This window comes from Paraburkholderia sp. TE9906 (assembly GCF_056279605.1).
Genome location: NZ_JBWCCT010000001.1, coordinates 403641 through 427214, shown reverse-complemented (window position 1 = coordinate 427214; position 23574 = coordinate 403641). Strand labels below are relative to the sequence as shown.

Below are 23574 nucleotides of genomic sequence, written 5' to 3'. Positions count from 1 at the left end.
CGACATGAAAAAACTGACCCGCGATGAAATGGCCAAGCGCGTTGCGCTCGACATCCCCGAAGGCGCTTACGTGAACCTCGGCATCGGCGTGCCGACGCTGGTGGCCAACCACCTCGGCGCCGACAAGGAAATCTTCCTGCACAGCGAAAACGGCCTGCTCGGCATGGGCCCCGCGCCGGCCAAAGGCGAGGAAGACGACGAACTGATCAACGCCGGCAAGCAGCACGTCACGCTGCTCACGGGCGGCGCTTACTTCCATCACGCGGATTCGTTCGCGATGATGCGCGGCGGCCATCTGGACTTCTGCGTGCTCGGCGCGTTCCAGGTGTCGGCCAAGGGCGATCTGGCGAACTGGCACACCGGCGCGCCCGACGCGATTCCGGCGGTCGGCGGCGCGATGGATCTGGCGATCGGCGCGAAGCAGGTTTATGTGATGATGGAGCACCTGACCAAGCAGGGCGAAAGCAAGATCGCCGCCGAGTGTACGTATCCGGTGACGGGTGTGGCTTGCGTCGACCGCATCTACACCGACCTCGCGATGATCGACGTCACCGGGCAGGGCCTCGTGGTGCGCGAGATCTTCTCGGACATCGATTTCGATGCGCTGCACAAGCTGACCGGCGTGCCCCTGATCGACGGCACCCAAGCGGCTCGCGCGGCCTGACGCGAAACGCGTGGGCGTTGTACGCCGCAAGCTGTCGGCGCGCCACCACGGCGAGTGGGCGGTAACGCGCAGGCTCGACGCGGCGCGGCCCACGACGTCGTCTCAGGACGACGCCAGACGGGGATGAATCAAGAGCCTCATCCCCGCCGGCATGCCAACTTGAACGACATGCCGGCCGCGTTTGGCGCACAATACGCCGCAACGCTGTGCGCGCGACGTTGTTTACGGTTCATGCGGCGCTGAGCGGTATGTGTCGCGTTGAGCCTCGACTCGACGCTTGCGTCCAACGCAGCATGTCGCGGCATGTTCGGCAAGCCGCGCCCAACCTTCATTCCCGTTTCCCTCGACTCTCGACGTCATCATGCTCGACTCCAGCGCCCGTCTAACCGGCCTTCTTTGCGGCACACAGCCGATGAACGACATCTGGGCGCCGCGTGCGACGCTGCAGCGGATGCTCGACGTGGAAGCGGCGCTCGCGCGCGCATCGGCTGCGCATCAGGTGATTCCCCGATCCGCCGTACCCGCGATCGAAGCGGCCTGCCACGCCGACCAGCTCGACGCCGACGCGCTCGCGCGCGACGCCGCGCTCGGCGGCAACCTCGCGATTCCGCTCGTCAAACAACTCACCGCGCGCGTCAAGGCGGCCGACGCCGAAGCATCGAAATACGTGCATTGGGGCGCGACGAGCCAGGACATCATCGACACGGCGACGGTGCTGCAACTGCGCGACACCTTCGATCTGCTCGACAACGGCCTGCAAGCCACCTGCGACGCCGTGGCGACACTCGCGGCGGCGCATCGCGCGACGCCGATGATCGGCCGCACCTGGTTGCAGCAGGCGCTGCCCATCACGCTCGGCCTGAAATTCGCACAATGGCTCGATGCGCTGCTGCGCCATCGCGAGCGGCTCGATGCGCTGCGCGCTCGCGTGCTGGTGCTGCAATTCGGCGGCGCGGCGGGCACGCTCGCGAGTCTGCGCGATGCCGCGCCGCAAGTCACCCAGTCGCTCGCGAAGGAGCTCGGCCTTGCCGTGCCCACGTTGCCGTGGCACACGCAGCGAGACCGTATCGCCGAAACGGCGGCGGCATTCGGCATGCTGATCGGCACGCTCGGCAAGATCGCGCGCGACATCTCGTTGCAGATGCAAACCGAAATCGATGAACTCGCCGAGCCTGCCGCAGCCGGCAAGGGCGGTTCCTCGACAATGCCGCACAAGCGCAATCCGGTCGGCTGCGCGGCCGTGCTGACCGCCGCCACGCGCGCGCCGGGGCTGGTCGCCACGGTGTTCGCCGGCATGGTCCAGGAGCACGAGCGCGCGCTCGGCGGCTGGCAGGCCGAGTGGGACGCGCTGCCGGACCTCGCGCGACTCGCGGGCGGCGCGCTCGCCAATATCGAACAGATCGCCGCCGGGTTGAACGTGAACGTGGCGCGCCTCGCCGCGAATCTCGACGTCACGCACGGCCTGATTCTCGGCGAAGCGGTGATGCTCGCGCTCGGCGACAGCATCGGCCGGCTCGACGCGCATCATCTGGTCGAACGCGCGTCGAAGGCCGCCATCCGCGACGGGCAGACGCTCTTCGAGGTGCTCGCCGCCGACGCCGCCGTCACCGAACATCTGCCGCTCGAGCGCCTGAAGCAGTTGCTCGATCCCGCTCAATACGTCGGCCAGGCACACGCTTATGTGGACGCCGCGCTGGCACTTCACAACTCGCGCGCTGAGCGCGCCCATTCCAAGGAGTAACCGGCATGCCCTACGCCGCAGTCAACGGCACCGAGCTTCATTATCGAATCGACGGCAACCGTCACGGCAACGCGCCGTGGATCGTGTTGTCGAATTCGCTCGGCAGCGATCTGTCCATGTGGACGCCGCAAGTCGCGGCGCTGTCCAAACATTTCCGCGTGCTGCGTTACGACACACGCGGTCACGGCCATTCGGAGGCACCGAAGGGTCCGTACACGATCGATCAACTGACCGGCGACGTGCTCGGCCTGATGGATACACTGAAGATCGCCCGCGCGAATTTCTGCGGACTGTCGATGGGCGGCCTGACCGGCGTCGCACTCGCCGCGCGTCACGGCGACCGTTTCGAACGTGTCGTGCTCTGCAACACGGCCGCGCGCATCGGGTCGCCGGAAGTGTGGGTGCCGCGCGCCGCGAAGGCTCGCAGCGAAGGCATGCTCGCGCTGGCCGATGCGGTGTTGCCGCGCTGGTTCACGGCCGACTACTTCGACCGCGAACCGGTCGTGCTGGCGATGATCCGCGACGTGTTCGTGCATACGGACAAAGAAGGCTACGCATCGAATTGCGACGCGATCGACGCAACCGATCTGCGTCCTGAAACCGCCGGCATCAAGGTGCCCGCGCTGGTGATCAGCGGCACGCACGATCTGGCCGCGACGCCCGCGCAAGGCCGCGAGCTCGCGCAGTCGATTCCCGGCGCGCGTTATGTCGAACTCGACGCCTCCCATATCTCGAACATCGAGAAGGCCGACGCTTTCACGAAGACCGTGCTCGACTTCCTGACGGAGACGAAATGAACGACGAAGACCGCTACGAAGCCGGACTCGGCGTACGCCGCGCGGTGCTGGGCAGCGCGCACGTCGATCGCTCGCTGGCGAACCGCACCGAGCTGACGGACGAATTCCAGAATCTCATCACGCGTTATGCGTGGGGTGAAATCTGGACGCGCGACGGCTTGCCGCGCCACACACGCAGCCTGCTGACCATCGCGATGATGGTCGCCCTCAATCGCAGCGAAGAACTCGCGCTGCACCTGCGCGCCGCGAAGAACAACGGTGTGACGCGTGAGCAGATCAAGGAAGTGCTGCTGCAAACCGCGATCTATTGCGGTGTGCCGGCGGCTAATTCCGCGTTTCACCTCGCGGATAAGCTGTTTCGTGAGGATGATGCGGCGGCTGAGGTGAAGTCGTAAGACTGCTCTCGTGTATGTTGCGATGAAAAAACGCGCGCCAGCGATCGGCGCGTTTGATGATTGACACTTCCCACCACCCTACATGCGGGTATCGCAGTAGGGTGTTTTATTTGGGGCGTCCCTCACGCAAAACACGTTGCAGGTCGGAATTGCTCCGGCAATCATTCGCTTGGCCCTCACAGCGAGGATGGACAAAGCAAACTGTCGTTTCATGAAAGCGTGAGTCATAGAGGCAGCAACGATTTGTGACGTTAGGCCACGTCCGCCGATACGCTTCTGTACCTAGCAGGCTTAATAGCAGACAGTGCTGCCAATCTCGGTATCGTATGTACGAACGCTTGAATCACAAGCGAGCGAAGATTTTTCTACTGGCGGAAATTTCCAAGTTTTGAGGGGATATTTCTGAGCAGTAAAAGACGCACCTTGGTTCAGACTATTAAAAAAATTAATAAGTCTACCGAAGGAAAGTATGAAGAACTTCGCACCAAAAAAGTGGCGATTCGGAAGACTGGATCGGTTCCTGGTGTTGTCGGCATTGCTTTTCTTTGCTAATGCAGCCCACGCGGATGGTGGCGACTCGACATGTCTATCGCTCTATCCGAAATCTGGAGCAGTACAAGGTACTTCGTCATGCAGGCTTACGGCTGCGTCCAACACCCCGGTCGGCCTCGGAAGTTATTCATGCACCGCAAACCTTGACCTGATTACTCAGTGGTGCAATTCGCCGCCTGATGGAACGCCTGAAGATACTTGTCCGGTAGCCGATCCCGTATATCCGGCTACTGGCGCGATGACGCTCACCGAAACCGATTTTGTGAGCGGTGACGACGTACCTTTGATGTTCCGGCGCACCTACCACGCACAGCCAATGACCCGCAACGACGCCGGCATCGGTTCGCTTTGGCTTCATAATTGGCAGTTGAAGCTCGGAGTGGCGAGTGCGGGCAGCAGCATGCCGCAGGTCTTTGCCTACCGTGCGGACGGCAGCCGCATCACGTTCAATAAAACATCGGGCGCGTGGCGCACGGCCGGCTTTAGCAGTCTAGCGCTTACGCAGGATGGATCGGGTTGGACGCTCGTTGACCTCTCTACCCAAACTACGGAGTCATACTCTCCGCAGGGTGTATTGCTTTCGGTCAATACACATAACGGACGCACGTTCACCCTGACCTATAGCGATGCAACAACGCCATCGACAGTTTCCCCAGTCGTCGGTTTGCTGGTTGCGATTTCAGAGCATGCGGTCGATTACAACCCGGCAGGCGACATAGCCATTCAATTGGCCTATGACCATAAGCGACGCGTTACGCAGATGACCGACCCGACCGGAGGAATCACAAAATACGCGTACGACATGCTGAATAACCTCGTATCCGTGACCTGGCCAGACGGCAATGTGCGCCGTTATGTCTATGACGACTCTCGTTTTGGCGGAGCACTCACTGGGGTCATTGACGAGACGGGAAAGAGAATCGCGACATGGATGTATGACGCAATGGGTCGTGCAACCACGGTCACGCATCCCGACACTACGCGTAACGTGCAGTTGTCCTACAGCAGTGGAATCACTACGGTGACTGATGGCACAGGCTCGAACACGTTGAATTATTCCTGGCTTGCGGACAGGCTTCGCCCGTTGAGCGGAAGCTCCCCCAAAGGAGCCAACAGTGTGACGTGGGATGCGTCGGGCAATTTGCTGACACAGACAAATCCTGTTGGCACTTCCAGCTACACCTACGACGAGATGGGCCGACCGGTGCGTCTTGTCGTAAGTGGTATCAACGGTACGACCGTCACATCCATGCGCTATGCGGACGCGACCACCTTGCGTCCGTACATGATTGCTTCGCCTGGAAAAATGCGTGCGTTCGCATATGACGGGCAAGGTAATGTCACCGGTATCAGCGACCTCACAACAGATGATCAGACCGGGGAGAACGGCTTTGACGCGCATACGACTGACGGCCAGAAAACCACATACGGCGCGTACTACGTAGGCAACAACCTTTCCTATCTTGAGATGTACCGGAACGACGCAATGACCGGAGCATGGGGGACAATTTTCGACAACAGCGGCAATATTCGATCGGTATCCAGTCGTTTTCCAGGCTGGGTGCAGCCGGTGATCATTGCGCGAGACGCTGCGCACCGAATTGCGGGCATAAGCGTCAATGAGTTTAGCGCGGACGCTGCTTATGACGTTCGAGGGCGAGTTACCGGTTTCAGAATTTTCGCCAACGCAGTACCTGAAAGCGGCAACGTCAAGCGTACGCTCAAGGTCCAATATGGATACTCGCCAGATGGGAAGGTGATTTCGCGTACTGGTACGTTGGAGACGAACAATGGGGCGGCCACAGCGATAAGTAGCGACACAATCGACCTATGGTTGAATAATTATGAAACGGCGTGACACCTGTTGTCCCCGGTGCCACTCTGGCTAAGTCAAGCAACGGCATCGAGTTATCGGCAGATGCACACCCGATATGCGTGGAGTGTTACATGAACGCCAAATCCTGGCCTGTGACTGCACGCAGAAATTGAAATCGGATTGTGGATGACGTGAGAACTTGGCGTCAGCGGGGAAAAGTGGCTGCAACGCGGTCGCAAGCTCGTTAAGGGTAGCAATTCGTTCTTCACTAACCATACACGCCTCCATTCCGATTGTTCGAGGAATCCACAGTATGCCTGATGTTTCAGCAGGCGCGGCGCTCGACTACCGCCCCTCTCCGACCATCCTCGCTGTCCATAATTCCTGCGCCTTCATCAAGGCGGTGGCCGGTCCTCCGGGCGGCGGTAAGAGCGTGGGCGCATTCATGGATGGGGGTCTCCTGCGTGCCATGCGCCAGCCTCCGGGTCGCGACGGCGTGCGGCGCTGGCGGCTCGGCATCGCGCGTGCCACCTACCCGAAGCTCAAGACCACGACGCTGAAAACCGTGCAGGACTGGATGCCCTCCGCGCTCGGGGACGTGAAGCTCACCGCGCCGATGGAAGGTCTGTTCAGGTTCCCGCTGCCGGACGGCACGCACGTGCGCCTGGAGCTGCTGTTCATTGCGCTGGAGGACGAGAAGGACATCGAGAACATGAGGTCTCTTGAGGTGTCGGCCTTCTGGCTGCATGAAGCCACCGAACTGTCCGAGGCGATCCTGCGTATCGCCGTGCAGCGCGTCGGGCGCTATCCGTCGATGAAGCATGGCGTGGCCTGCGCGGAACCCGGCGTCGTGATGGACTTCAACCTGCCCGACACCTCGCACTGGCTCTACAGGCGGTTCGTGGAGCGCGAGCCTTTCCCCGTGATCGAGCTGCCGGACGGGCGCACCTTCGAGCCGGAGCTGGCGCTGTTCCTGCAGCCTGCCGCCGTCGTGTGCGACAACGAGGAAAGCGTGGAAGCCGATGGCGCGCCGCCGCGCTTCCGTCTGAGTTCCGAAGCGGAGAACCTGCACAATCTGCCCGAAGGCTACTACGCGAACCAGCTCGCCACCTTCACGTGGCCGGAAATCCGCTCCTACCTGTTGATGCGCTGGACACCCACGGCCCTGGGCAAGCTCGTGCATCCGGAGTTCTCCGCACCGGCCCATGTGGGGAAGCTGCGTACCACGCCCGTGCGCGGCCGACGTGCTGGTCGGCATCGACACCTCGGGCCTGCATCCCGGTGCGGTGTTCGCTCAGGCCGCTGCCGGTACGCTCACCGTCATGGATGAAGGCTACGCGTCCGACATGGCGTTCGAACAGTTCATCCAGGACGTGCTGCTGCCGGTGATCGCGAAGCGTTACCACAGCTGTCCGCTGCTGGCGGTGTGCGATCCGTCGAACCCGCGTGATGCGCGTACGGGTCTGACGCCCGTGCAGCTCCTGCAGCGTTACCAGATCAATGCGCTACCCGCTGCGACGAACCGCTTCGCACTGCGCAAGGTGGCCGTCGCTCGGCTGCTGAACCGTCGTCACGGCTGCGTGATCGACCCGGCCTGCACGATGCTCATTGACGGGCTGGGCCGTAGCTACGTGCACCGTCGCCTGCGCGTGGTGTCCACGGCAGGCGCGCAGGAATATGCAAACGAGCCAGTCAAGGGACCCACGAGCCATGTCGTGGAGGCGTTCCAGTATCTTGCGCTGCATGTCGCGCATCTGGCCGCGGACGAGGACGTGAACGCGCCGTCACGGGTGCAGGTACACAGGCGACGGGTGGTGTAGACCGCAGGGGATTTGCAATTTTAGGAGTTGCCTGATAGCCGGGGTTATAGAGCGTGCCCTATAAGGTACTTGGAAAATTACTAAGTACAACTATTAGGGATAACTATGAAAAGAGACGGAACCACAGTCGTGGTAGCAGGTGGTGTGACCCGACTGCTGGCTGCATTAATGCTTCTCATGTTCGCGTTCGGAGCAAATGCGACTGACTGCTTCTCGCTATACGCGCAGTCCGGTGCAACGCCGGGTACGCCGAGCTGCAAGCTTACCGTGGCCAGCAACACGCCAGGTGGTCTCGGCAATTACGCCTGCATCAATGACCTTGCGCAGATTGATCAGTGGTGTAACACCCCGACAACCCCGTCTGACGACGCTACACCGGATGACTCCTGTCCGGTGGCGGATCCTGTGCTGCCAGCAAAGGGGATTGTCGCGCTTTCCGAAACCGATTTTCAGAGCGGTGACGCGTCGCCACTCGTCTTTACACGGGTCTATCTGTCGAAGCCCTACGACACGACCCAGAAGTTGATGGGGACCAACTGGATCAACAACTGGCAGCGACGGATTGATCTGACGGGCGTCAATGCGGGTGTGCCGCAAATTGTCGCTTATCGGGGATTCTGGCAACCGGTGACGTTCAGGTTGAGCGGCGGGGCGTGGGTTGTATCAGGAAATCCTGGTCTCACCCTCACGAAAGCGGGTGATGGATTCTACTACCTGAGAGATGAGCAACGTGGAACGACCGAGAGCTATTCGGACACCACGGGTATGTTCTATACCGAGAAAACACGCACGGGTATGCTTCGCCAGGTTACTTACGTCGGGCAGCGGATAACGCAGATTGCCCAGCGGCCGGTCGATAGCACAGCAAGCACAGCACAGAACAGGACGGTGCTCAGCCTGACTTACGACAGTAGCGGTCACATCCTTTCTGTGGTGCCCCCTAGCGGGAATGCCGTCCATTATGCGTATGACACGACAGGGAATCTTGCTTCGGTAACACTACCGATCGCGTATGTTCGTCAATATCTGTATGAGGACGCGCGCTTCCCCAGTGCATTGACAGGCGTAAAGGATGAGTCTGGATCCCGGATTGCAACGTGGAGTTACGATGCCAGCGGTCGCATAGCCTCAGTCACGCATCCCGACACCACCCGGAATACGTCGCTGAGCTACGGTTCCGGCGCGACGACAGTCAGTGACATGTCCGGCACCAGTACATTCAGCTTTGATGCCGCGGACACGTTGCGCCCCCGTTCGATTGCCACACCGGGGGGCACGGTATCGCGCACGTGGGATACAGCCGGCAATCTGCAGCAGAGGACCTCGCCCGCCGGAAACATCCAGTACACGTGGGACAGCGTCAACCGGCCAACCAAAGCGTTTGCCACGGTCTCCGGCACCAAAACGGTCACGACAGTTGAGTATGCCGATAGCAGCTCCCTGCGTCCTCATCTGGTCGCTACACCCGGAAAAATCCGCGCGTTCGTCTATGACTCAAGCGGTAACGTCACGGGTTATGCAGAGCGGCAAACGACTGACCTGACAGGCGAACAGGGGATGCAGGCGGTCGGAACAGGCAGCCAGCTCGCCGTTGGCGCGAGCTACGACGGAGCTGGCCGCCTTCTGTCAGCCACCGTCACCCAGGATGGCAAGACGCTTGAAGACTGGACCTACACGTATGACCTAAGGGGCGATATTGCATTGACGCGGGATGCCGTGTCGGGTTGGCAAATGCGGACGGTGGATCGTAGCAACGAAGGTCGTGCGCAAACTATTGCAGGCAATAGTGGTCAGGCGGGCATTGCTTACGATGAGCGCGGACGCGTATCGAAATTTACCTATAGTGAACCGGCAGGAGTTATTAACGGCGGTCTCGCCCGCACGTTGCAGGTCGATTACAAGTATGGTCCGGGCGGTGCGGTATCGACGCGCACTGGACAGGTGTCAACGAATGGCGCATGGTGGCAACCGATCAGTGATGCCGAACTGAACGTATGGCTTACCAACTGGGAATTGGGTAATGATCCGGTTTCGCCGCCCGCTAACCTGACCGGGCTACAGTCCGCCCCCACTGCTTCGCCTCCGGCACTCTGCGTCGAGTGCTACATGGCGTGGAAAGCCAACCTGACAGGCAAGCTATTTGGTAGCGAACTGACCGATATACTTCCGCAGTGGGGCGAGACAACGGAGCTGATGCTGAGTGATCAGTCGCAGGTTCCTTATCCGACCCTTGTACCGGACGTGACCGCCTCGGCCAAGAAGTCAATGCTTTACAGCAATGTCTTCGGGAGCGGGAATGGTGACGGTGGAATGGTGAAGTGTAGTTCGCGGGAGAAGCACGAATCACAATGTCATGACCAATACGAGGCAGATTTGGATTTTTGTAGACTCGTGGCGAAGCCCCGAGGAGATAGGAACTACGCGCTGTGTAAAAGCAACGCCTTCGACAGATATCAACAATGCAGGGGATATTAATGGTCAATCATCCGCCCTACACGGTGGTTCTGACGTACTCCGATGAACCACGGCAGTTATCAATACAAGCAGTCGATTCAGCGTTAATAGCCCCGCTGGTCGCGGGAAAAATGGCTGTGCCTTTTTTTCTTGATGACGAGGAATTCGGTTTTGATGACGAAATAGCGAGGCAGCTTGGAGTTGCAATGCTGAATCTGATTGCAGCAGGTCGACCGGAAGTCAAAAAGCATCTGAAGCTGACTCAACATCCAATTGAGAGACCGTCAGAAGAATGACTACCGGTTGTTGCGCTCACGGAGAGGGGTTCGGTGAGCGCCAAACTACACCGTAATCGCTCCGGATGGATGTGGACTTGATATGCACGTTCGTTCTACGCCTGCCCTGCGCGGGCGTTTTCATTTGCGAAACCCATTCCAGGCTATCGCGCAGCTTCTCCAACGGTGAGGTTGACAGGATATTGCATGCTTAATCTGACAAGCGGCCTGGCCTTGTGTAGGCAGAAAGCCTTTCAAAACTATCAATCTTGCAGAGGTTACTGATGGCTCATCGGCCGTACTGTATTGTTCTAAGCTACCTGGAAGACAGTCAGGAGTTTGCTTTGCAAGCTATTGATCGCCGCAAGTTGGAGCCAATATTGGCAGGGAAATTCGCGGTGCCGCTTCCGCTGGAGATGCAAGATTTCAAGATTGACGACTTGTGCGCCCAAGGGATTGGAGCAACGATGTTAAACATGCTCGCGCTAGGTCAGCCGGAAATCAAGCAATATATGACTCTTACGCGATACCCGCATCAGGGCGCTGCTGACGAGTCAAAACCGTAATCGCCCCGGATGGAAGTGGGCTTGATATGCACGTTCGTGCGACGCCCGCCCTGCGCGGGCGTTTTCATTTGCGAAACCGATGTCAGTCCATCCGCGTGACAAGTGGCTTGTCGAAAGTAACGAGCGCAATGAAGTTGATGCGGACTGAATCCCGTTTCCGGACCGGTACGATAGGCCGTGATGAGGACCGTCGATAAGATATCTGTCGGTCACCGCCCGTCGCACTCACCCCTGTGGGTTCGGCACGCTCCTCCCGGGCAGGCGGCCCTGATGCTCGCGCACTTTACAGTCCACGCACGGGGCAGTTGACGGGTGGCGGCCCAGTGGGCATTGATAATTGGGCTTTGGTAAATACCCCGCCAGCCTATTCGGCTTTAGATGGGCGGTTTCAAGTGTGAAGCGCAACACCGGGGGAATGGTGAAGTGCAACGACAACGGATGTGCGGCCGAAAAGGCGGCCTGCACAGAAACGTGCGCTCGAGCCGCTACCGATTTCAACCAGCCGCACGTGTGGACCGGAAAATTTTCGACCTGTATGCGAAGTTGCATGCCAGCTCGGTGTGGCGGTTTTTGATTGCAAAGGAATATCGCGAGATGTTCCGGGCTCGTACTACACCGTTAGCCAAATGATCCAAAATACTTTACTCAGCATCTGGAGGGATTAAACGAATGGTCAAGTCAGTTCACGAGTATCCGGCCAATTACGACCCCGCGGCCGACAACCCGCCGCTCACCGCTGCTCAACAACAAGCGGTTGACCGGCTGACAGAGGCCGATTTGCAAGCCATCGACGCAGCGATTCTCGCAAACGTCGTCGATAACTGGCGCAAAGTGGCCCGGATCGTAGGGACGACCATGAACGCGTATGCCGACAAGAAGCTATATCCCGACCTTGTTGACGTGTTCTACGCCCAACGTATCAAGCTGATGGTTGAGAAGGGGCTGCTTTTGGCGGTGGGCGACTTGAACCGGATGGGATACAGCGAAGTCTGCTTGCCGCCCGTTGGCAATCAGTGCCATCCTCCGTCGGCCGAAATTCCGTAACGACGAAGGTTTCGATGGCGAAGCGGACGACCCGCCTCTTACCGCCGCACAACAGGCGGCAGCAGGTCATCTAAGCGAAGTGATCTGCGAACGATCGATGCCGTACTTCTTCGGAATTCGACTGGCCATTCGCGGGAGCTTGCGATGATCGTTCCCCTCGGCACGGGTTCCGATACGAGCCTTTGTCTGGATATTATTGACGCGTTTTACGCACCGTGTATCAAGTTGATGGGCGTGGGGAACGATCTTCGACAACAGTGGCAATATTCGATCGGTATCCAGTCGTTTCCCAGGCTGGGTGCAGCCAGTGATCGCGCGCGACGCTGCGCACCGGATTGCGGGCGTAACACTGAATGAGTTCAGCGCGGACGCTGCTTATGACGCTCGAGGACGCGTTACCACTTTCAGGATTTTCGCCAACGCAGTACCTGAAAGCGGTAACGTCAAACGTACGCTCCAGGTCGAATACGGCTACTCGCCGGATGGGAAGGTGATTTCGCGTACTGGTACTTTGAAGACGGACAACGGCACGGCCACCGCGATAAGTAGCGACGCCGTCGACCTATGGTTGAATAATTACGAAAACGGTGTCACACCTATCGTCCCAGCCGCTGGCGTGGCGGGATCGCAAACGACCGGCTCCCAGACGGACGTTGAACCGGTGTGCATGGACTGTTACGTGTTCGCCAAGGCGTGGCCTGTACTTGGCCCGGACCCTCGCGCACTCTACAATCCGCAAACCGGCGTCTTGACGGCCGGCGGACCGATGGATATTTCAGTTCAATCGCTGCTCAGCCTGCCCGTGGTCTATTCGTCCTCGCTATTGAATTCGCCTTTGGGTTCGAATTCGTCTACAGATGGCGGAATCGTCAAATGCCATGACGACGGATGTGCCGCGGAGCGCGCAGCCTGTAAGGTCACGTGCTCCGACGCCGCTGGAGATTTCAGAAAACCAAACATATGGTATCGAAATTTTAATAAGTGTTTTGCTGGCTGTTTGCCTGCCCGATGTGGAGGCAATCCGTATCAAGGTTTCGCAGGATCCTAGAGCATGGTGCTATTCCGATGCATCAGAAGTCTGTTAGCGTGAAACTGAGCGAAGGCCATCCGATGTCTAACGGTTACATTGAAAAAACTGCAAGAGGTAATTAAGTGAACGAATCGACCGACGAACACGACGACAATTTCGATGATGACGATGCAGACGACCCGCCTCTGACCGCCGCACAACAGGCGGCAGCAGATCGTCTAAGCGAGGCCGATCTGCGAACGATCGATGCCGCACTTTTGCGGAATTTGACCGGCAATTACCGGAAGGTTGCGCTGATCGTTTCCCTCGGTATGGGTTCCGATACAAGTTTTTATCCGGACATTATCGATGTCTTTTACGCGCAGCGTATCAAGTTGATGGTCGCGAGAGGATTGATCGAGTCGGTTGGGAACTTGAACCGGATGCGTTATAGCGAAGTCCGTTTGCCCCAAGCCGCCAGCGGAGAGTGTATTCCCACTTCGAGCGAGGGGCTGCAACGGGGTCCAATAAAGGACGAGTAAGATATCGATACCGTTTCGCGTTGTCCCGACTATGCCTGCCCACGCCCGCCGCCCCGCGGGCGTTTTCACACGGGGCTGCGTCCGAGTTCGCGGCTATCCACCGCATTCACCGACAACTCCACCCGCACCGCCCGCAACACCGTATCCTTGATAACCTCGCGCCAATGTTCGAGCGCCGCCTTCTCCATCAACGGCTCGCCGAGAAACGCGCCCAGGGTGTACTGATTGGCGTTATAAAAATAGCCGAGCGACGCGATCATCAGGTACACGTCGCGCGCCTTGATATCGGCACGAAATACGTTTTGCGCATGCCCCGCGTCCAATAACTTTTGCACGACGGAAATCGCGTAGCCCGAAATCTCCTTGAGCTTCAGCGATTTTTTCGCATGCTTGCCCTGGTGCAGGTTTTCGCTCGACAGCAGCGTGACGAACTCGGGATGATCGAGGTAGTACTGCCAGACGAATTCGACCATCTGTTCGAGACCATGCACCGGATCGTCCAGATCGAGATCGAGTTTGCTTTCCGCTTCGTTGAATTGCGTGTAAATCGTTTCCAGCACTTCGACGAACAGTTGCTCCTTGCTACCGAAGTAGTAATAGATCATGCGGTCGTGCGAGCGCGCGGCCTTCGAAATACTCTCGACCCGGCCGCTGGCATAGCCTTGTTTCGCGAACACCTTGATGGCCGCTTTCAGAAGCTTGGCGCGCGTGTCTTGCGCCTGTTTCGCTCGGATGCCGGTGGCGCCCGGCTTGCGGGCGGCGGTGGGACTCATGGTGGTCTCGAATCTCGTTGTTGGCGTCTGTCGAACGGCGTGCGCGCGGGCCGTTCGGGCAAGTCTGCCCGGGCGCGGCGCATCTCCATCATAAGCCCGCTGTGGCCGCCGCCGCACGTGCTGCGCGTTTCTCGTGCATCGGCGTAGATTGAAGCGTGATTCGCGTGACGATGCCGCGTTGCAGCATTCGCGACCCGACCGGAAACTCGTTGCACACTCAATTTTGATCGAGTAGATTTCAATCAAGTTTGGTGTAGAAGATACTACATGAACGGTGAGTGACCGCAACATGAAAATTGGCGAGTCACACGAAAGTCCCCTGAAACAAGGGTGATTCGTCGGCCGGGCAGGACCGCTTGTAATGTCGTCGTATGGGAACCCCACCATGACAGAACATACGAAGGTCGATTTCGGTGCGGACGGTGTCGATGGCGAAACCGCGTCGACGCCTGGTCCGACCGTGCTCGAGAAGACGGCGCCGCGCAGCGAGCGGATGGCGTCGAACAAGATCGAATGCAATGCATGCCCAGTGCTGTGCCAGATCTCCGAAGGACGCACCGGCGCGTGTGATCGTTATGCGAATGCGGACGGGCGGCTGATTCGCGTCGATCCCGTCGTGTTTCTCGCTCGCTCGCCATCAACTGACGAAGCGGATCAGAAGCAGGAAACCGAGGTCGAGTTCGGCGCCTCGTCCGCCGCGCATGATCCCGGCGCCGAACAGGCCCTGTTCGTGACGGGCGTCGGCGCTTCGTCCACCTATCCCGACTATAAGCCCGCGCCTTTCATCGTCGCCTCGAAACTCGACGACGTCGATATGATCACCGTCGTCACCGAAGGCATTTTCAGCTACTGCAGCTTCAAGGTGAAGATCGACACCGACCGCTTTCTCGGACCGGAGCAATCGAACGTGCGTTGCCACGGTGAGATTGTCGGCCACGTGAGCACGGCGGAGTACGGCTCGCAGATGCTGAGCCTGGGCGGCGTGCACCATCTGACCGGCGGCAGCAAGAAGGAAGGCCGCGTGACGTGCGACATGATGCTCGCGCTCGGCAACAAGGAAGCGGTGGAGCTGAGCATCGACGGCGGCGCGAGTCTCGTGATTCGCGCGGGCGCGGCGCCGATGGTCGACGGCGTGGAGGAGCAGCGCATGCGCGTGGGTTGCGGTTCCGCGACCATCGGCATCTTCGCCAAGCAATGGTTTGGTCATGCCGATGAAGTGGTGGTCGTCGACGATCACATTACCGGCGTGCTCACCGAACACCAGGCAGGCCGATGCCTCGGCATGACGCGTTCGGGTCTGAAGATTCGCGGACGCAAATCGACGCCCGGCCGCTATTTTCAGGTGGCGAATCCCGGCACGGGCTGGGGCGGCACCGACATTCAGGACCCGCTGGCGATCGTCGAAGGTTTCGATCCCGCCGTTGCGAAGCCGGGCCTGCGTTTGCTGATGGTGTCGACAACCGGCGAACACGCGCAATGGTACGAACTCGACCAGGATCTCGTGCCGCGCATCGCACCGATGCCGGACGCGGTGCGCCGCACGGTCGAGCGGATTGGCGAGAACTGCGAGCCGTCGCTCGCCACCGTGCTGTTTCTCGGCGGCGCGGGCGGCAGTCTGCGCGCGGGTGCGACCGAGAATCCGGTGCTGCTCACACGCGCAATCAAACAGAAGCTGGTGAACGTGACGTGTGGCGGCGCGCCGGCCTATGTATGGCCAGGCGGGGGCATCACCGTGATGGTGGATGTCTCGCGCATGCCCGACCACTCGTTCGGCACGGTGCCGACGCCCGCGATCGTCGCGCCGATCGAATTCACGATGACGTATGACGCGTATCGCGACCTCGGCGGCCATCTCGATGCGGTGCGCTCACTGGAGAGCGTCCTCGCGAACGGGCCGCAACACACGGATGGGGCGCCGCTCTCGCGCCGCACGCTGGCGCGCCATCCCGACAATCCGTGGCCGCCGGCGATGCCGCCGATGCTCGGCTAACGGCACGAATCACACGAACTCCGCCCACACGAGAACGCGATCCATCCGATGACCCCCACCCGCACCCGGCTCGATGCAAGCCGCTGGCATTGGCAGCACGGGCCGATCGATCTGATCCTCGGCGCGGACGGCGAGCCCGCGGCGGTGCAGGCTGCGTATCAGGCGTGCTGGGCGCGTTTTTCCGACGTCTTACCGGAACTGGTCGGCGAATTGAAGCTGCTTCGGCAGCCCATACACATCGATGACGCACTGAACGACACCGTATTGGATGGCCCGGTGGCGCGCCGCATGTGGTCAGCGTGCCACCCTCATCGCGCGCGGTACATCACGCCGATGGCGGCCGTGGCGGGCAGCGTCGCCGATGAACTGATCGCGGCGTTTGCGCGCGAAGGCATCGCGCGCGCGTTCATCAACAACGGCGGCGACATCGCGCTCCATCTGGCTCAAGGCCAGCAGTACCGCGTCGGCGTATTCGCCGATCTCGCGAACTGCTCGGGCGCGCATCTCTCGCGCGATCACGCGCTCGACGCGGAACTGACGCTCGACGCTGGTCTGCCGGTGCGCGGCGTCGCGACCAGCGGCTGGCGCGGCCGCAGCTTCAGTCTCGGCATCGCCGACAGCGTGACCGTGCTCGCTCGCAACGCCGCCACCGCCGACGCCGCCGCGACGATGATCGCCAATGCCGTGAATCTGGACGACGAACTGACGCACGGCCTGACATACGTTGGAATCGTGCGTCGTCCTGCTTCGTCGTTGAAAGACGATAGCGATCTCGGCGACAAACTCGTCACCGTCGACGTCCCCGCATTGCCGGCGCCGCTGATCGACCTCGCGCTCGCGCGCGGCGTGGAGGCCGCGCAGCGTCTGCGCGCGCAAGGCTTGATCGAAGGCGCCGCGCTGTTCCTGCAAGGGCGGGCGCGCGTCGCCGGGATTCACGAGACCGGCGCGTGGCTCACGTCGCGCGCGCCTACAACAACGGAGGCTCCGTGTTCGAAATACGCCGCGTGCTGACGCACGTCGAAGATATCTTCCACGAGTTCGGCCCCGCGCCCGCGCAGCCGCTCAGACGCGGCGCGATTGCCGTGGTGATGACGAACCCGTTCGCCGGCCGCTACGAAGCGAACATCCAGCCCGCCATGGAAGCGCTCAAACCGATCGGCTTCGATATGGCGCAGCGGTTGCTGGCGGCGATGGATGTGCCGCATGCGTCGATCGAAAGTTATGGCAAGGGCGCGATTGTCGGCTCGCGGGGCGAACTCGAGCATGGCGCGCTGTGGCATGTGCCCGGCGGCTATGCGATGCGCGAGTTGCTGGAGAAGCACGGCGTGCCGACCAACGCCATCGTGCCGTCGACGAAAAAAGTCGGCGCGCCGTCCACCGCGCTCGACGTGCCGCTCACGCACGTCAACGCGAGCTACGTGCGCAGCCATTTCGATGCGATCGAAGTGCGCGTGCCGGGCGCGCCCGCCGCGGACGAACTGGTCTACATCCTCGTGATGAGCACCGGGCAGCGCGTGCATGCGCGCGTCGGCGGTCTCGCGAAAGAGGCGATCGTGGGTCAGGACGGTTTGCGCTGAAGCATTGCATCCACACAGCAAAACGCCGCAATATCGAAACTCGGAGAGCGAAATGGCAATCAAGCTTCGCAAGCTGGTCGTGCAGGTGGACGAAACACGCATTGAAATGGGCCAGAGCATCGATCCGCCCGCGCGTCGCGCGGTCGCGATCGCGGTGATCGACAATCCGTATGCGGGCCGCTACGAGGCCAAACTCGACGCGCTGATCGAAGCCGGTGAAGCGTTGGGCGCGCTGCTCGGCAAGCGCTGCGTCGAAGCGCTCGGTATCGCGCCCGGCGAGGCGCAGAGCTATGGCAAGGCCGCGATCGTCGGCGAAGCGGGGGAGTTGGAGCACGCCGCCGCGATTTTGCATCCGAAACTCGGCGCACCGCTGCGGGCGGCGGTAGAGAAGGGCGCGGCGCTGGTGCCGTCGGCGAAAAAGATGGGCACGCTTGGCACCGCGATCGACGTGCCGCTCGGCCACAAGGACGCTGCTTTCGTGCGCAGTCATTTCGATGCGATCGAAGCGCGTGTTTCGGACGCGCCGCGCGCCAACGAAATCGTCGTGGCGGTCGCGGTGACGGCGTCGGGCCGGCCGCTGCCGCGCATCGGCGGATTGCAGGTGAGTGAGATCAAAGGCGAGGACGGTTTGCGCTGAACGGTTTGCGCTGAGTTTTGCTTTCGGTTATTTTCGCAGGCCCCGAAGGGGACTTTCTACGGGTGTGATGCCGTTGACGTGTGCGCGCATGGGGCCGCATGCGCTGCAACGTCTGCCGGTCGTGCCGAATGCGCTTGCCGCATACGCGCCGTCCGGCGAGCTGCCGAGGGTCGCGATGTTTTCGAATTTGCTGGTACAGCTGGTCAACGGACTCGCCGATGCGTCGACGCTGTTTCTCGTCGCCGCTGGTTTGTCGCTGATCTTCGGCGTGACGCGCATCGTCAATTTTGCGCATGGCTCGTTCTATATGTTCGGCATCTATGTCGCGTATAGCATCGCAAGCCGCTTCGGACAGACGGCGGCCGGCTTCTGGCTGTCGGTGCTGGCCGCCGCGCTGGTGGTCGCGGTGCTCGGCGCGCTGGTCGAGATGATCGTACTGCGGCGCATCTACCAGGCGCCCGAGTTGTTCCACCTGCTCGCCACCTTCGCGCTGGTGCTGATTTTTCGCGACGCCGCGCTATGGCTGTGGGGCCCGGAAGACCTGTTCGGGCCACGCGCACCGCATCTGGCCGGCGCGGTCGATTTCCTCGGCCATCCGCTGCCGACTTACGACATCGCCTTGATCGTGATTGGGCCGGTGGTGTTGCTGCTGCTCTGGTATGCGTTGACGCGCACGCGCTGGGGCACGCTGGTGCGTGCCGCGACTCAGGATCGCGAGATGCTCGGCGCGCTCGGCATCAACCAGGCGTGGTTGTTTACCGGCGTGTTCTTTGTCGGCGCGTTTCTCGCGGGTCTCGGCGGCGCGCTGCAAGGGCCGCGCATGTCGGCGAATCTGTCGCTGGACCTGGAGACGATCGGCAATGCGTTCGTGGTGGTGGTGGTCGGCGGCATGGGGTCGATTCCGGGTGCGTTCGTCGCCGCGTTGATCATCGCGGAGATCAAGGCGCTGTGCATCGGCATCGGTCACGTGACGATCTTCGGCGTCGGCTTGTCATTGAGCCGCTTTACGCTGGTGGCCGAATTCGTCGTGATGGCGGTCGTGCTGGTGGTGCGGCCCTGGGGTCTGCTGGGCCGTGCGGGCGCCGCGGTGCGCGGCATGGCGGCGCCGGAAACGCCATTGCGTCCGGCGGGCAAACGGCTCAAATGGCTGGCCGCGCTCGTGTTGCTGCTTCTCGTGCTCGCGCCGCTCGCGGCTAACGCGTTTCCCTACATGCCCGTGCTGCTGGTCGAGATACTCATTGCCGTGCTGTTCGCGACGAGCCTGCATTTCATCATGGGACCGGGCGGCATGCATTCGTTCGGCCACGCGGCTTACTTCGGTCTCGGTGCATACGGCGCCGCGTTGTTCCTCAAAGTGCTGAATCTGCCGATGGAGGCCGCCTTGCTGCTCGGCCCGTTATTGGCGGTCGGCGGCGCGCTGGTGTTCGGCTGGTTCTGCGTGCGCCTCTCGGGCGTCTACCTCGCGATGCTGACGCTCGCATTCGCGCAGATCGTCTGGTCGGTCGTCTTTCAATGGGACGATGTGACTGGCGGCAGCAATGGTGTGCTGGGCTTGTGGCCGTCCAACTGGTTGTCGTCGCCGGTGGCGTTTTACTATTTGACGCTCGTGTGCGCGGTGATCGGCGTGTGGCTGCTGCGCAAGATGCTGTTCTCGCCGCTGGGTTATGCGATGCGCGCGTCGCGCGATTCCGTGTTGCGCGCCGAGGCGATCGGCATCGACGTGAAGCGCGTGCAGTGGGCGGCATTCGTGATCGCGTCGCTGTTCTGCGGGCTCGCCGGCTCGCTGTACGCGTTTTCCAAGGGGACGATCTCGCCGGAAGTGATCAGCGTGAGCCGTTCGGTAGACGGCCTCGTGATGGTGCTGCTCGGCGGCTTGCAGACCCTGAGCGGACCGATCGTCGGCGCGGCCGTATTCACGTGGCTGCAGGACACCGTCGCGCGGCAAACCGACTACTGGCAGGCGCTGCTCGGCGTCGCGATCCTGCTGCTGGTGATCGCGTTTCCGCAGGGAATCGTCGGATTTATCCGCGAGCGTTTCGGCGACGACAGCGCCGACGCCGCAGATACAGGCGCCGCGCAGCCGTCGCAACGCGCAGCCGCGATCAAGGAGGGGCTATGAGCCTGCTGCGCGTCTCCGGTCTCTCACGATCGTTCGGCGGCCTGAAGGCGGTCGACAACGTCTCGTTCGATCTCGAAGCCGGTCAGCTGCTCGCGCTGCTCGGCCCGAACGGCGCAGGCAAGTCGACCTGTTTCAACATGGTCAACGGGCAACTGCCACCGTCTTCAGGATCGATCCGCCTCGACGGTCAAGAACTGGTCGGCATGCGTCCGCGCGACATCTGGCGGCTCGGCGTCGGCCGCACGTTCCAGATTGCCGCCACGTTTAATTCGATGACCGTGCTGGAAAACGTGCAGACGGCGCTGGTCTCGCGCGAACGCAAAACCTTCGGACTCTGGAAGTCCGCCGGCTCGCGTTACGCCGACGAAGCCTTCGCGCTGCTCGAACAGGTCGGCATGGGCGCCGATGCGTATCGTGCGTGCGGCGTGCTCGCGTATGGCGACGTGAAGCGTGTCGAACTGGCCATTGCATTGGCCAACCGTCCGAAGCTGCTGCTGATGGACGAACCCACCGCCGGGATGGCGCCGAAGGAGCGCAACGAGTTGATGGCGCTCACCAAACGGCTCGTCACCGAACACAGGATCGGCGTGCTGTTTACCGAGCACAGCATGGACGTCGTATTCGCGTACGCCGATCGCATGATCGTGCTCGCGCGCGGCAAGCTGATCGCCGAGGGCGATGCCGGCACGATCCGCAACGACCCGCGCGTGCAGGAAGTCTATTTCGGCACGGGCAAGACTTTCCGCCCGCACGCGCCGCTGCATGACACGGCGAGTGGCGAGGCAAGACAGGCAGGACAAGGAGCACAGCAATGAGCGAGCCGATGCTGAAAGTCTCCGGTCTCAATGCGTTCTATGGCCGCGCCCATATCCTGTTCGACGTCGGTCTCGAAGTCGGCCGAGGCGAAGTCGTCGCGCTGATGGGCCGCAACGGCGCGGGCAAATCGACGACGATGAAAGCGGTGATGGGCCTACTGCCGCGCCGTCACGGCGAGGTGACGTTTCGCGGGCAGAACATCGCCGCGTTGCCGCCGTACAAAATCGCGCGAATAGGCATGGGCTTCGTGCCCGAAGACCGTCGCGTATTCGCCGATCTCACCGTGATGGAGAACCTCGACACCGGCCGCCAGCCGCCGCGCGAAGGCGCGCCGCAATGGACGCCGGACAAGCTGTTTCGCCTGTTTCCCAACCTTGGCGAAATGCCGCGTCGCCCAGGCGGCCAGATGAGCGGCGGCGAGCAGCAGATGCTGACCGTGTCGCGCACTTTGATGGGTAATCCGTACCTGGTGTTGCTCGACGAACCGTCGGAGGGCGTGGCACCCGTGATCGTCGAACAGATGGCGAACATGATTCTCGAACTCAAGCGCGAAGGGCTGTCGATTCTGTTGTCCGAACAGAACCTGCACTTTGCCGAGCTGGTCAGCGACCGCGCGTACGTGCTCGAAAAAGGGCAGATCCGTTTCAGCGGCACGATCGGCGAACTCGCACAGAACGAAACAGTCAGGCGCGCTTATCTGAGCGTGTGATTCCAGCGGCGCGCGGGGCGTGCGTCAGGCACGTCCGTGTGGCCGGGCAATTGTTGCGAAAGGAGAGGCAGATGGCAGCAGAGACGTTGACAGGCTTGTCGGGCAAGGTCGCGGTAACGAACATCGGGCTGCTGTTATCCGGCGATATCGACCAGCCGATTCTCGACGCGAACACACTGGTGATCGACGATGGCGTGATCGTCGCGCTCGGCAAGGAGAAGGACTGCGACCTCGAAGGCGCGCGCACCACGGTCGATTGCAAAGGCACGACAGTCGCGCCCGGCCTGATCGACTCGCATGTGCATCCGGTATTCGGCGACTGGACGCCGCGCCAGAATCAGATGGGCTGGATCGAATCGAATCTGAACGGCGGCGTGACGACCATGATCTCCGCCGGCGAAGTGCATTTGCCTGGCCGTCCGAAAGATGTGCTCGGCGTGAAGGCGCTGGCAATTACCGCGCAACGGTCGTTCGAAGGGATGCGCGGCGCGGGTGTCGGCGGCGGCGTGAAGGTGATGGCGGGCGCGCCCGTGATCGAGAAGGGCATGGTGGAACAGGACTTCAAGGAGCTGTCGGAAGCGGGCGTGAAGCTGCTCGGCGAAGTCGGTCTCGGCAGTGTGAAGGGCGGCGAGGAAGCCGCGCAGATGGTCGCGTGGGCGCGCAAGTACGGCATTCAAAGCACGATTCACACGGGTGGGCCGTCGATTCCCGGATCGGGTCTGATCGATCGCGACGTGGTGCTCGCCGCCGACGCCGACGTGATCGGCCACATCAACGGCGGGCATACGTCGCTGTCGTACCGGCATGTGTGCGATCTGTGCGAGCAGTCGAGCCGCGCGCTGGAGATCGTCCACAACGGCAACGAACGGATCGCCTTGCTGACAGCGCGTCATGCGATCGAACTGAAGTGTCCGCACCGGATCATTCTCGGCACGGACAGCCCCGCCGGTTCCGGCGTGCAGCCGCTCGGTATTCTACGGATGATCGCGCTGATTGCGAGCCTCGCCGACGTGCCCGCCGAAATCGCGTTCTGCTTCGCGACCGGCAACACCGCGCGGCAACGCAACCTGCGCCAGGGGTTGATCGAAGTGGGCCGTCCCGCCGACCTCGTATTCATGGACCGCGCGCAACACACGGCGGCCGATACGCTGCTCGAAAGCGTGCAACTCGGCGACATTCCGGGTGTGGGCATGGTGATGATCGACGGTTTGATCCGCTGCCGCCGCAGCCGCAATACGCCGCCGGCCACGGAAGTGCCGGTCGTGTTCTGAGCGCGCA

Annotated in this window: 22 protein-coding genes; 21 read left to right on the top strand and 1 reads right to left on the bottom strand. The window is 61.3% G+C overall.

Annotated features, from left to right (window positions below; translation table 11 throughout):
* The first annotated feature begins 4 nt into the window (after window positions 1-4).
* The 13 genes from ACZ9H4_RS01910 (at window position 5) to ACZ9H4_RS01850 (ending at window position 13675) form a co-directional block, all read left to right on the top strand.
* Window positions 5-664 (top strand): 3-oxoacid CoA-transferase subunit B, encoded by a 660-nt coding sequence (locus ACZ9H4_RS01910; RefSeq protein ID WP_408139305.1) that lies wholly within the window; start codon window positions 5-7, stop codon window positions 662-664.
* Between the two features lie 361 nt (window positions 665-1025).
* Entirely contained in the window at window positions 1026-2405 is a 1380-nt protein-coding gene (locus ACZ9H4_RS01905) for a 3-carboxy-cis,cis-muconate cycloisomerase (RefSeq protein ID WP_476118107.1), read from the top strand.
* Window positions 2406-2410: 5 nt separating this feature from the next.
* A complete protein-coding gene (gene pcaD / locus ACZ9H4_RS01900) occupies window positions 2411-3202 on the top strand; it encodes a 3-oxoadipate enol-lactonase (protein ID WP_408323770.1) in 792 nt (263 codons plus the stop codon).
* A complete protein-coding gene (gene pcaC, locus ACZ9H4_RS01895; RefSeq protein ID WP_408323772.1) occupies window positions 3199-3597 on the top strand; it encodes a 4-carboxymuconolactone decarboxylase in 399 nt (132 codons plus the stop codon). Before pcaD ends, pcaC begins: the two co-directional genes overlap by 4 nt.
* 469 nt (window positions 3598-4066) lie before the next feature.
* Window positions 4067-6007 (top strand): DUF6531 domain-containing protein, encoded by a 1941-nt coding sequence (locus tag ACZ9H4_RS01890; protein ID WP_408323774.1) that lies wholly within the window; start codon window positions 4067-4069, stop codon window positions 6005-6007.
* 271 nt (window positions 6008-6278) lie between these two features.
* Window positions 6279-7295, top strand: a complete 1017-nt coding sequence (locus ACZ9H4_RS01885) for a hypothetical protein (protein WP_408323776.1) — start codon at window positions 6279-6281, stop codon at window positions 7293-7295.
* Window positions 7210-7785 carry a hypothetical protein gene (locus ACZ9H4_RS01880; protein ID WP_408323778.1) on the top strand — a complete coding sequence of 192 codons (576 nt, stop codon included), beginning with the start codon at window positions 7210-7212 and terminating at the stop codon, window positions 7783-7785. Before ACZ9H4_RS01885 ends, ACZ9H4_RS01880 begins: the two co-directional genes overlap by 86 nt.
* A 144-nt stretch (window positions 7786-7929) precedes the next feature.
* Window positions 7930-10260: a DUF6531 domain-containing protein gene (locus ACZ9H4_RS01875; protein WP_408323780.1), complete on the top strand. Its 2331-nt coding sequence runs from the start codon at window positions 7930-7932 to the stop codon at window positions 10258-10260.
* Window positions 10260-10535: a hypothetical protein gene (locus tag ACZ9H4_RS01870; protein ID WP_408323782.1), complete on the top strand. Its 276-nt coding sequence runs from the start codon at window positions 10260-10262 to the stop codon at window positions 10533-10535. Before ACZ9H4_RS01875 ends, ACZ9H4_RS01870 begins: the two co-directional genes overlap by 1 nt.
* 323 nt (window positions 10536-10858) lie before the next feature.
* Window positions 10859-11080: a hypothetical protein gene (locus ACZ9H4_RS01865; protein WP_408323784.1), complete on the top strand. Its 222-nt coding sequence runs from the start codon at window positions 10859-10861 to the stop codon at window positions 11078-11080.
* A 669-nt stretch (window positions 11081-11749) separates the two neighbouring features.
* A complete protein-coding gene (locus tag ACZ9H4_RS01860; RefSeq protein WP_408323786.1) occupies window positions 11750-12124 on the top strand; it encodes a DUF3658 domain-containing protein in 375 nt (124 codons plus the stop codon).
* A 307-nt stretch (window positions 12125-12431) separates the two neighbouring features.
* The gene (locus ACZ9H4_RS01855) at window positions 12432-13172 is read left to right on the top strand and encodes a hypothetical protein (RefSeq protein WP_408323788.1); all 741 of its coding nucleotides are present in this window, start codon (window positions 12432-12434) and stop codon (window positions 13170-13172) included.
* A gap of 104 nt (window positions 13173-13276) precedes the next feature.
* The gene (locus tag ACZ9H4_RS01850) at window positions 13277-13675 is read left to right on the top strand and encodes a DUF3658 domain-containing protein (RefSeq protein ID WP_476118106.1); all 399 of its coding nucleotides are present in this window, start codon (window positions 13277-13279) and stop codon (window positions 13673-13675) included.
* A 65-nt stretch (window positions 13676-13740) separates the two neighbouring features.
* Here ACZ9H4_RS01850 and ACZ9H4_RS01845 read toward each other — a convergent pair whose 3' ends face one another.
* Window positions 13741-14448, bottom strand: coding sequence for a TetR family transcriptional regulator (locus ACZ9H4_RS01845; protein WP_408139294.1), 708 nt, complete (start codon window positions 14446-14448; stop codon window positions 13741-13743).
* A 385-nt stretch (window positions 14449-14833) separates the two neighbouring features.
* Between ACZ9H4_RS01845 and ACZ9H4_RS01840 the strand changes: the two genes are divergently transcribed.
* From ACZ9H4_RS01840 to ACZ9H4_RS01805, 8 genes are all read left to right on the top strand, one after another.
* Window positions 14834-16438 carry a 6-hydroxynicotinate reductase gene (locus tag ACZ9H4_RS01840; RefSeq protein WP_476118105.1) on the top strand — a complete coding sequence of 535 codons (1605 nt, stop codon included), beginning with the start codon at window positions 14834-14836 and terminating at the stop codon, window positions 16436-16438.
* Between the two features lie 48 nt (window positions 16439-16486).
* A complete protein-coding gene (locus ACZ9H4_RS01835; RefSeq protein WP_408139291.1) occupies window positions 16487-17449 on the top strand; it encodes a UPF0280 family protein in 963 nt (320 codons plus the stop codon).
* A complete protein-coding gene (locus tag ACZ9H4_RS01830) occupies window positions 17425-18015 on the top strand; it encodes an amino acid synthesis family protein (protein ID WP_408151907.1) in 591 nt (196 codons plus the stop codon). Before ACZ9H4_RS01835 ends, ACZ9H4_RS01830 begins: the two co-directional genes overlap by 25 nt.
* Window positions 18016-18067: 52 nt before the next feature.
* Window positions 18068-18652 carry an amino acid synthesis family protein gene (locus ACZ9H4_RS01825; protein ID WP_408139287.1) on the top strand — a complete coding sequence of 195 codons (585 nt, stop codon included), beginning with the start codon at window positions 18068-18070 and terminating at the stop codon, window positions 18650-18652.
* 175 nt (window positions 18653-18827) lie between these two features.
* Window positions 18828-20771, top strand: a complete 1944-nt coding sequence (locus ACZ9H4_RS01820) for an ABC transporter permease (protein WP_408152123.1) — start codon at window positions 18828-18830, stop codon at window positions 20769-20771.
* Entirely contained in the window at window positions 20768-21586 is an 819-nt protein-coding gene (locus ACZ9H4_RS01815; RefSeq protein ID WP_476118104.1) for an ABC transporter ATP-binding protein, read from the top strand. Before ACZ9H4_RS01820 ends, ACZ9H4_RS01815 begins: the two co-directional genes overlap by 4 nt.
* On the top strand, window positions 21583-22296 hold the full coding sequence (locus ACZ9H4_RS01810) for an ABC transporter ATP-binding protein (protein WP_476118103.1): 714 nt from the start codon (window positions 21583-21585) through the stop codon (window positions 22294-22296). Before ACZ9H4_RS01815 ends, ACZ9H4_RS01810 begins: the two co-directional genes overlap by 4 nt.
* Window positions 22297-22367: 71 nt before the next feature.
* Entirely contained in the window at window positions 22368-23567 is a 1200-nt protein-coding gene (locus tag ACZ9H4_RS01805; RefSeq protein WP_408139281.1) for an amidohydrolase family protein, read from the top strand.
* Window positions 23568-23574 lie beyond the last annotated feature (7 nt).

What these genes read in the sequence shown, in the direction of transcription:
- ACZ9H4_RS01820 (WP_408152123.1), top strand. Translation starts at nt 18,828, where the DNA reads ATGTTTTCGAATTTGCTGGTACAGCTGGTCAACGGACTCGCCGATGCG.
- pcaC (WP_408323772.1), top strand. Translation starts at nt 3,199, where the DNA reads ATGAACGACGAAGACCGCTACGAAGCCGGACTCGGCGTACGCCGCGCG.
- ACZ9H4_RS01805 (WP_408139281.1), top strand. Translation starts at nt 22,368, where the DNA reads ATGGCAGCAGAGACGTTGACAGGCTTGTCGGGCAAGGTCGCGGTAACG.
- ACZ9H4_RS01815 (WP_476118104.1), top strand. Translation starts at nt 20,768, where the DNA reads ATGAGCCTGCTGCGCGTCTCCGGTCTCTCACGATCGTTCGGCGGCCTG.
- ACZ9H4_RS01835 (WP_408139291.1), top strand. Translation starts at nt 16,487, where the DNA reads ATGACCCCCACCCGCACCCGGCTCGATGCAAGCCGCTGGCATTGGCAG.
- ACZ9H4_RS01840 (WP_476118105.1), top strand. Translation starts at nt 14,834, where the DNA reads ATGACAGAACATACGAAGGTCGATTTCGGTGCGGACGGTGTCGATGGC.
- ACZ9H4_RS01870 (WP_408323782.1), top strand. Translation starts at nt 10,260, where the DNA reads ATGGTCAATCATCCGCCCTACACGGTGGTTCTGACGTACTCCGATGAA.
- ACZ9H4_RS01885 (WP_408323776.1), top strand. Translation starts at nt 6,279, where the DNA reads ATGCCTGATGTTTCAGCAGGCGCGGCGCTCGACTACCGCCCCTCTCCG.
- ACZ9H4_RS01860 (WP_408323786.1), top strand. Translation starts at nt 11,750, where the DNA reads ATGGTCAAGTCAGTTCACGAGTATCCGGCCAATTACGACCCCGCGGCC.
- ACZ9H4_RS01825 (WP_408139287.1), top strand. Translation starts at nt 18,068, where the DNA reads ATGGCAATCAAGCTTCGCAAGCTGGTCGTGCAGGTGGACGAAACACGC.
- ACZ9H4_RS01910 (WP_408139305.1), top strand. Translation starts at nt 5, where the DNA reads ATGAAAAAACTGACCCGCGATGAAATGGCCAAGCGCGTTGCGCTCGAC.
- ACZ9H4_RS01905 (WP_476118107.1), top strand. Translation starts at nt 1,026, where the DNA reads ATGCTCGACTCCAGCGCCCGTCTAACCGGCCTTCTTTGCGGCACACAG.
- pcaD (WP_408323770.1), top strand. Translation starts at nt 2,411, where the DNA reads ATGCCCTACGCCGCAGTCAACGGCACCGAGCTTCATTATCGAATCGAC.
- ACZ9H4_RS01845 (WP_408139294.1), bottom strand. Translation starts at nt 14,448, where the DNA reads ATGAGTCCCACCGCCGCCCGCAAGCCGGGCGCCACCGGCATCCGAGCG.
- ACZ9H4_RS01810 (WP_476118103.1), top strand. Translation starts at nt 21,583, where the DNA reads ATGAGCGAGCCGATGCTGAAAGTCTCCGGTCTCAATGCGTTCTATGGC.
- ACZ9H4_RS01890 (WP_408323774.1), top strand. Translation starts at nt 4,067, where the DNA reads ATGAAGAACTTCGCACCAAAAAAGTGGCGATTCGGAAGACTGGATCGG.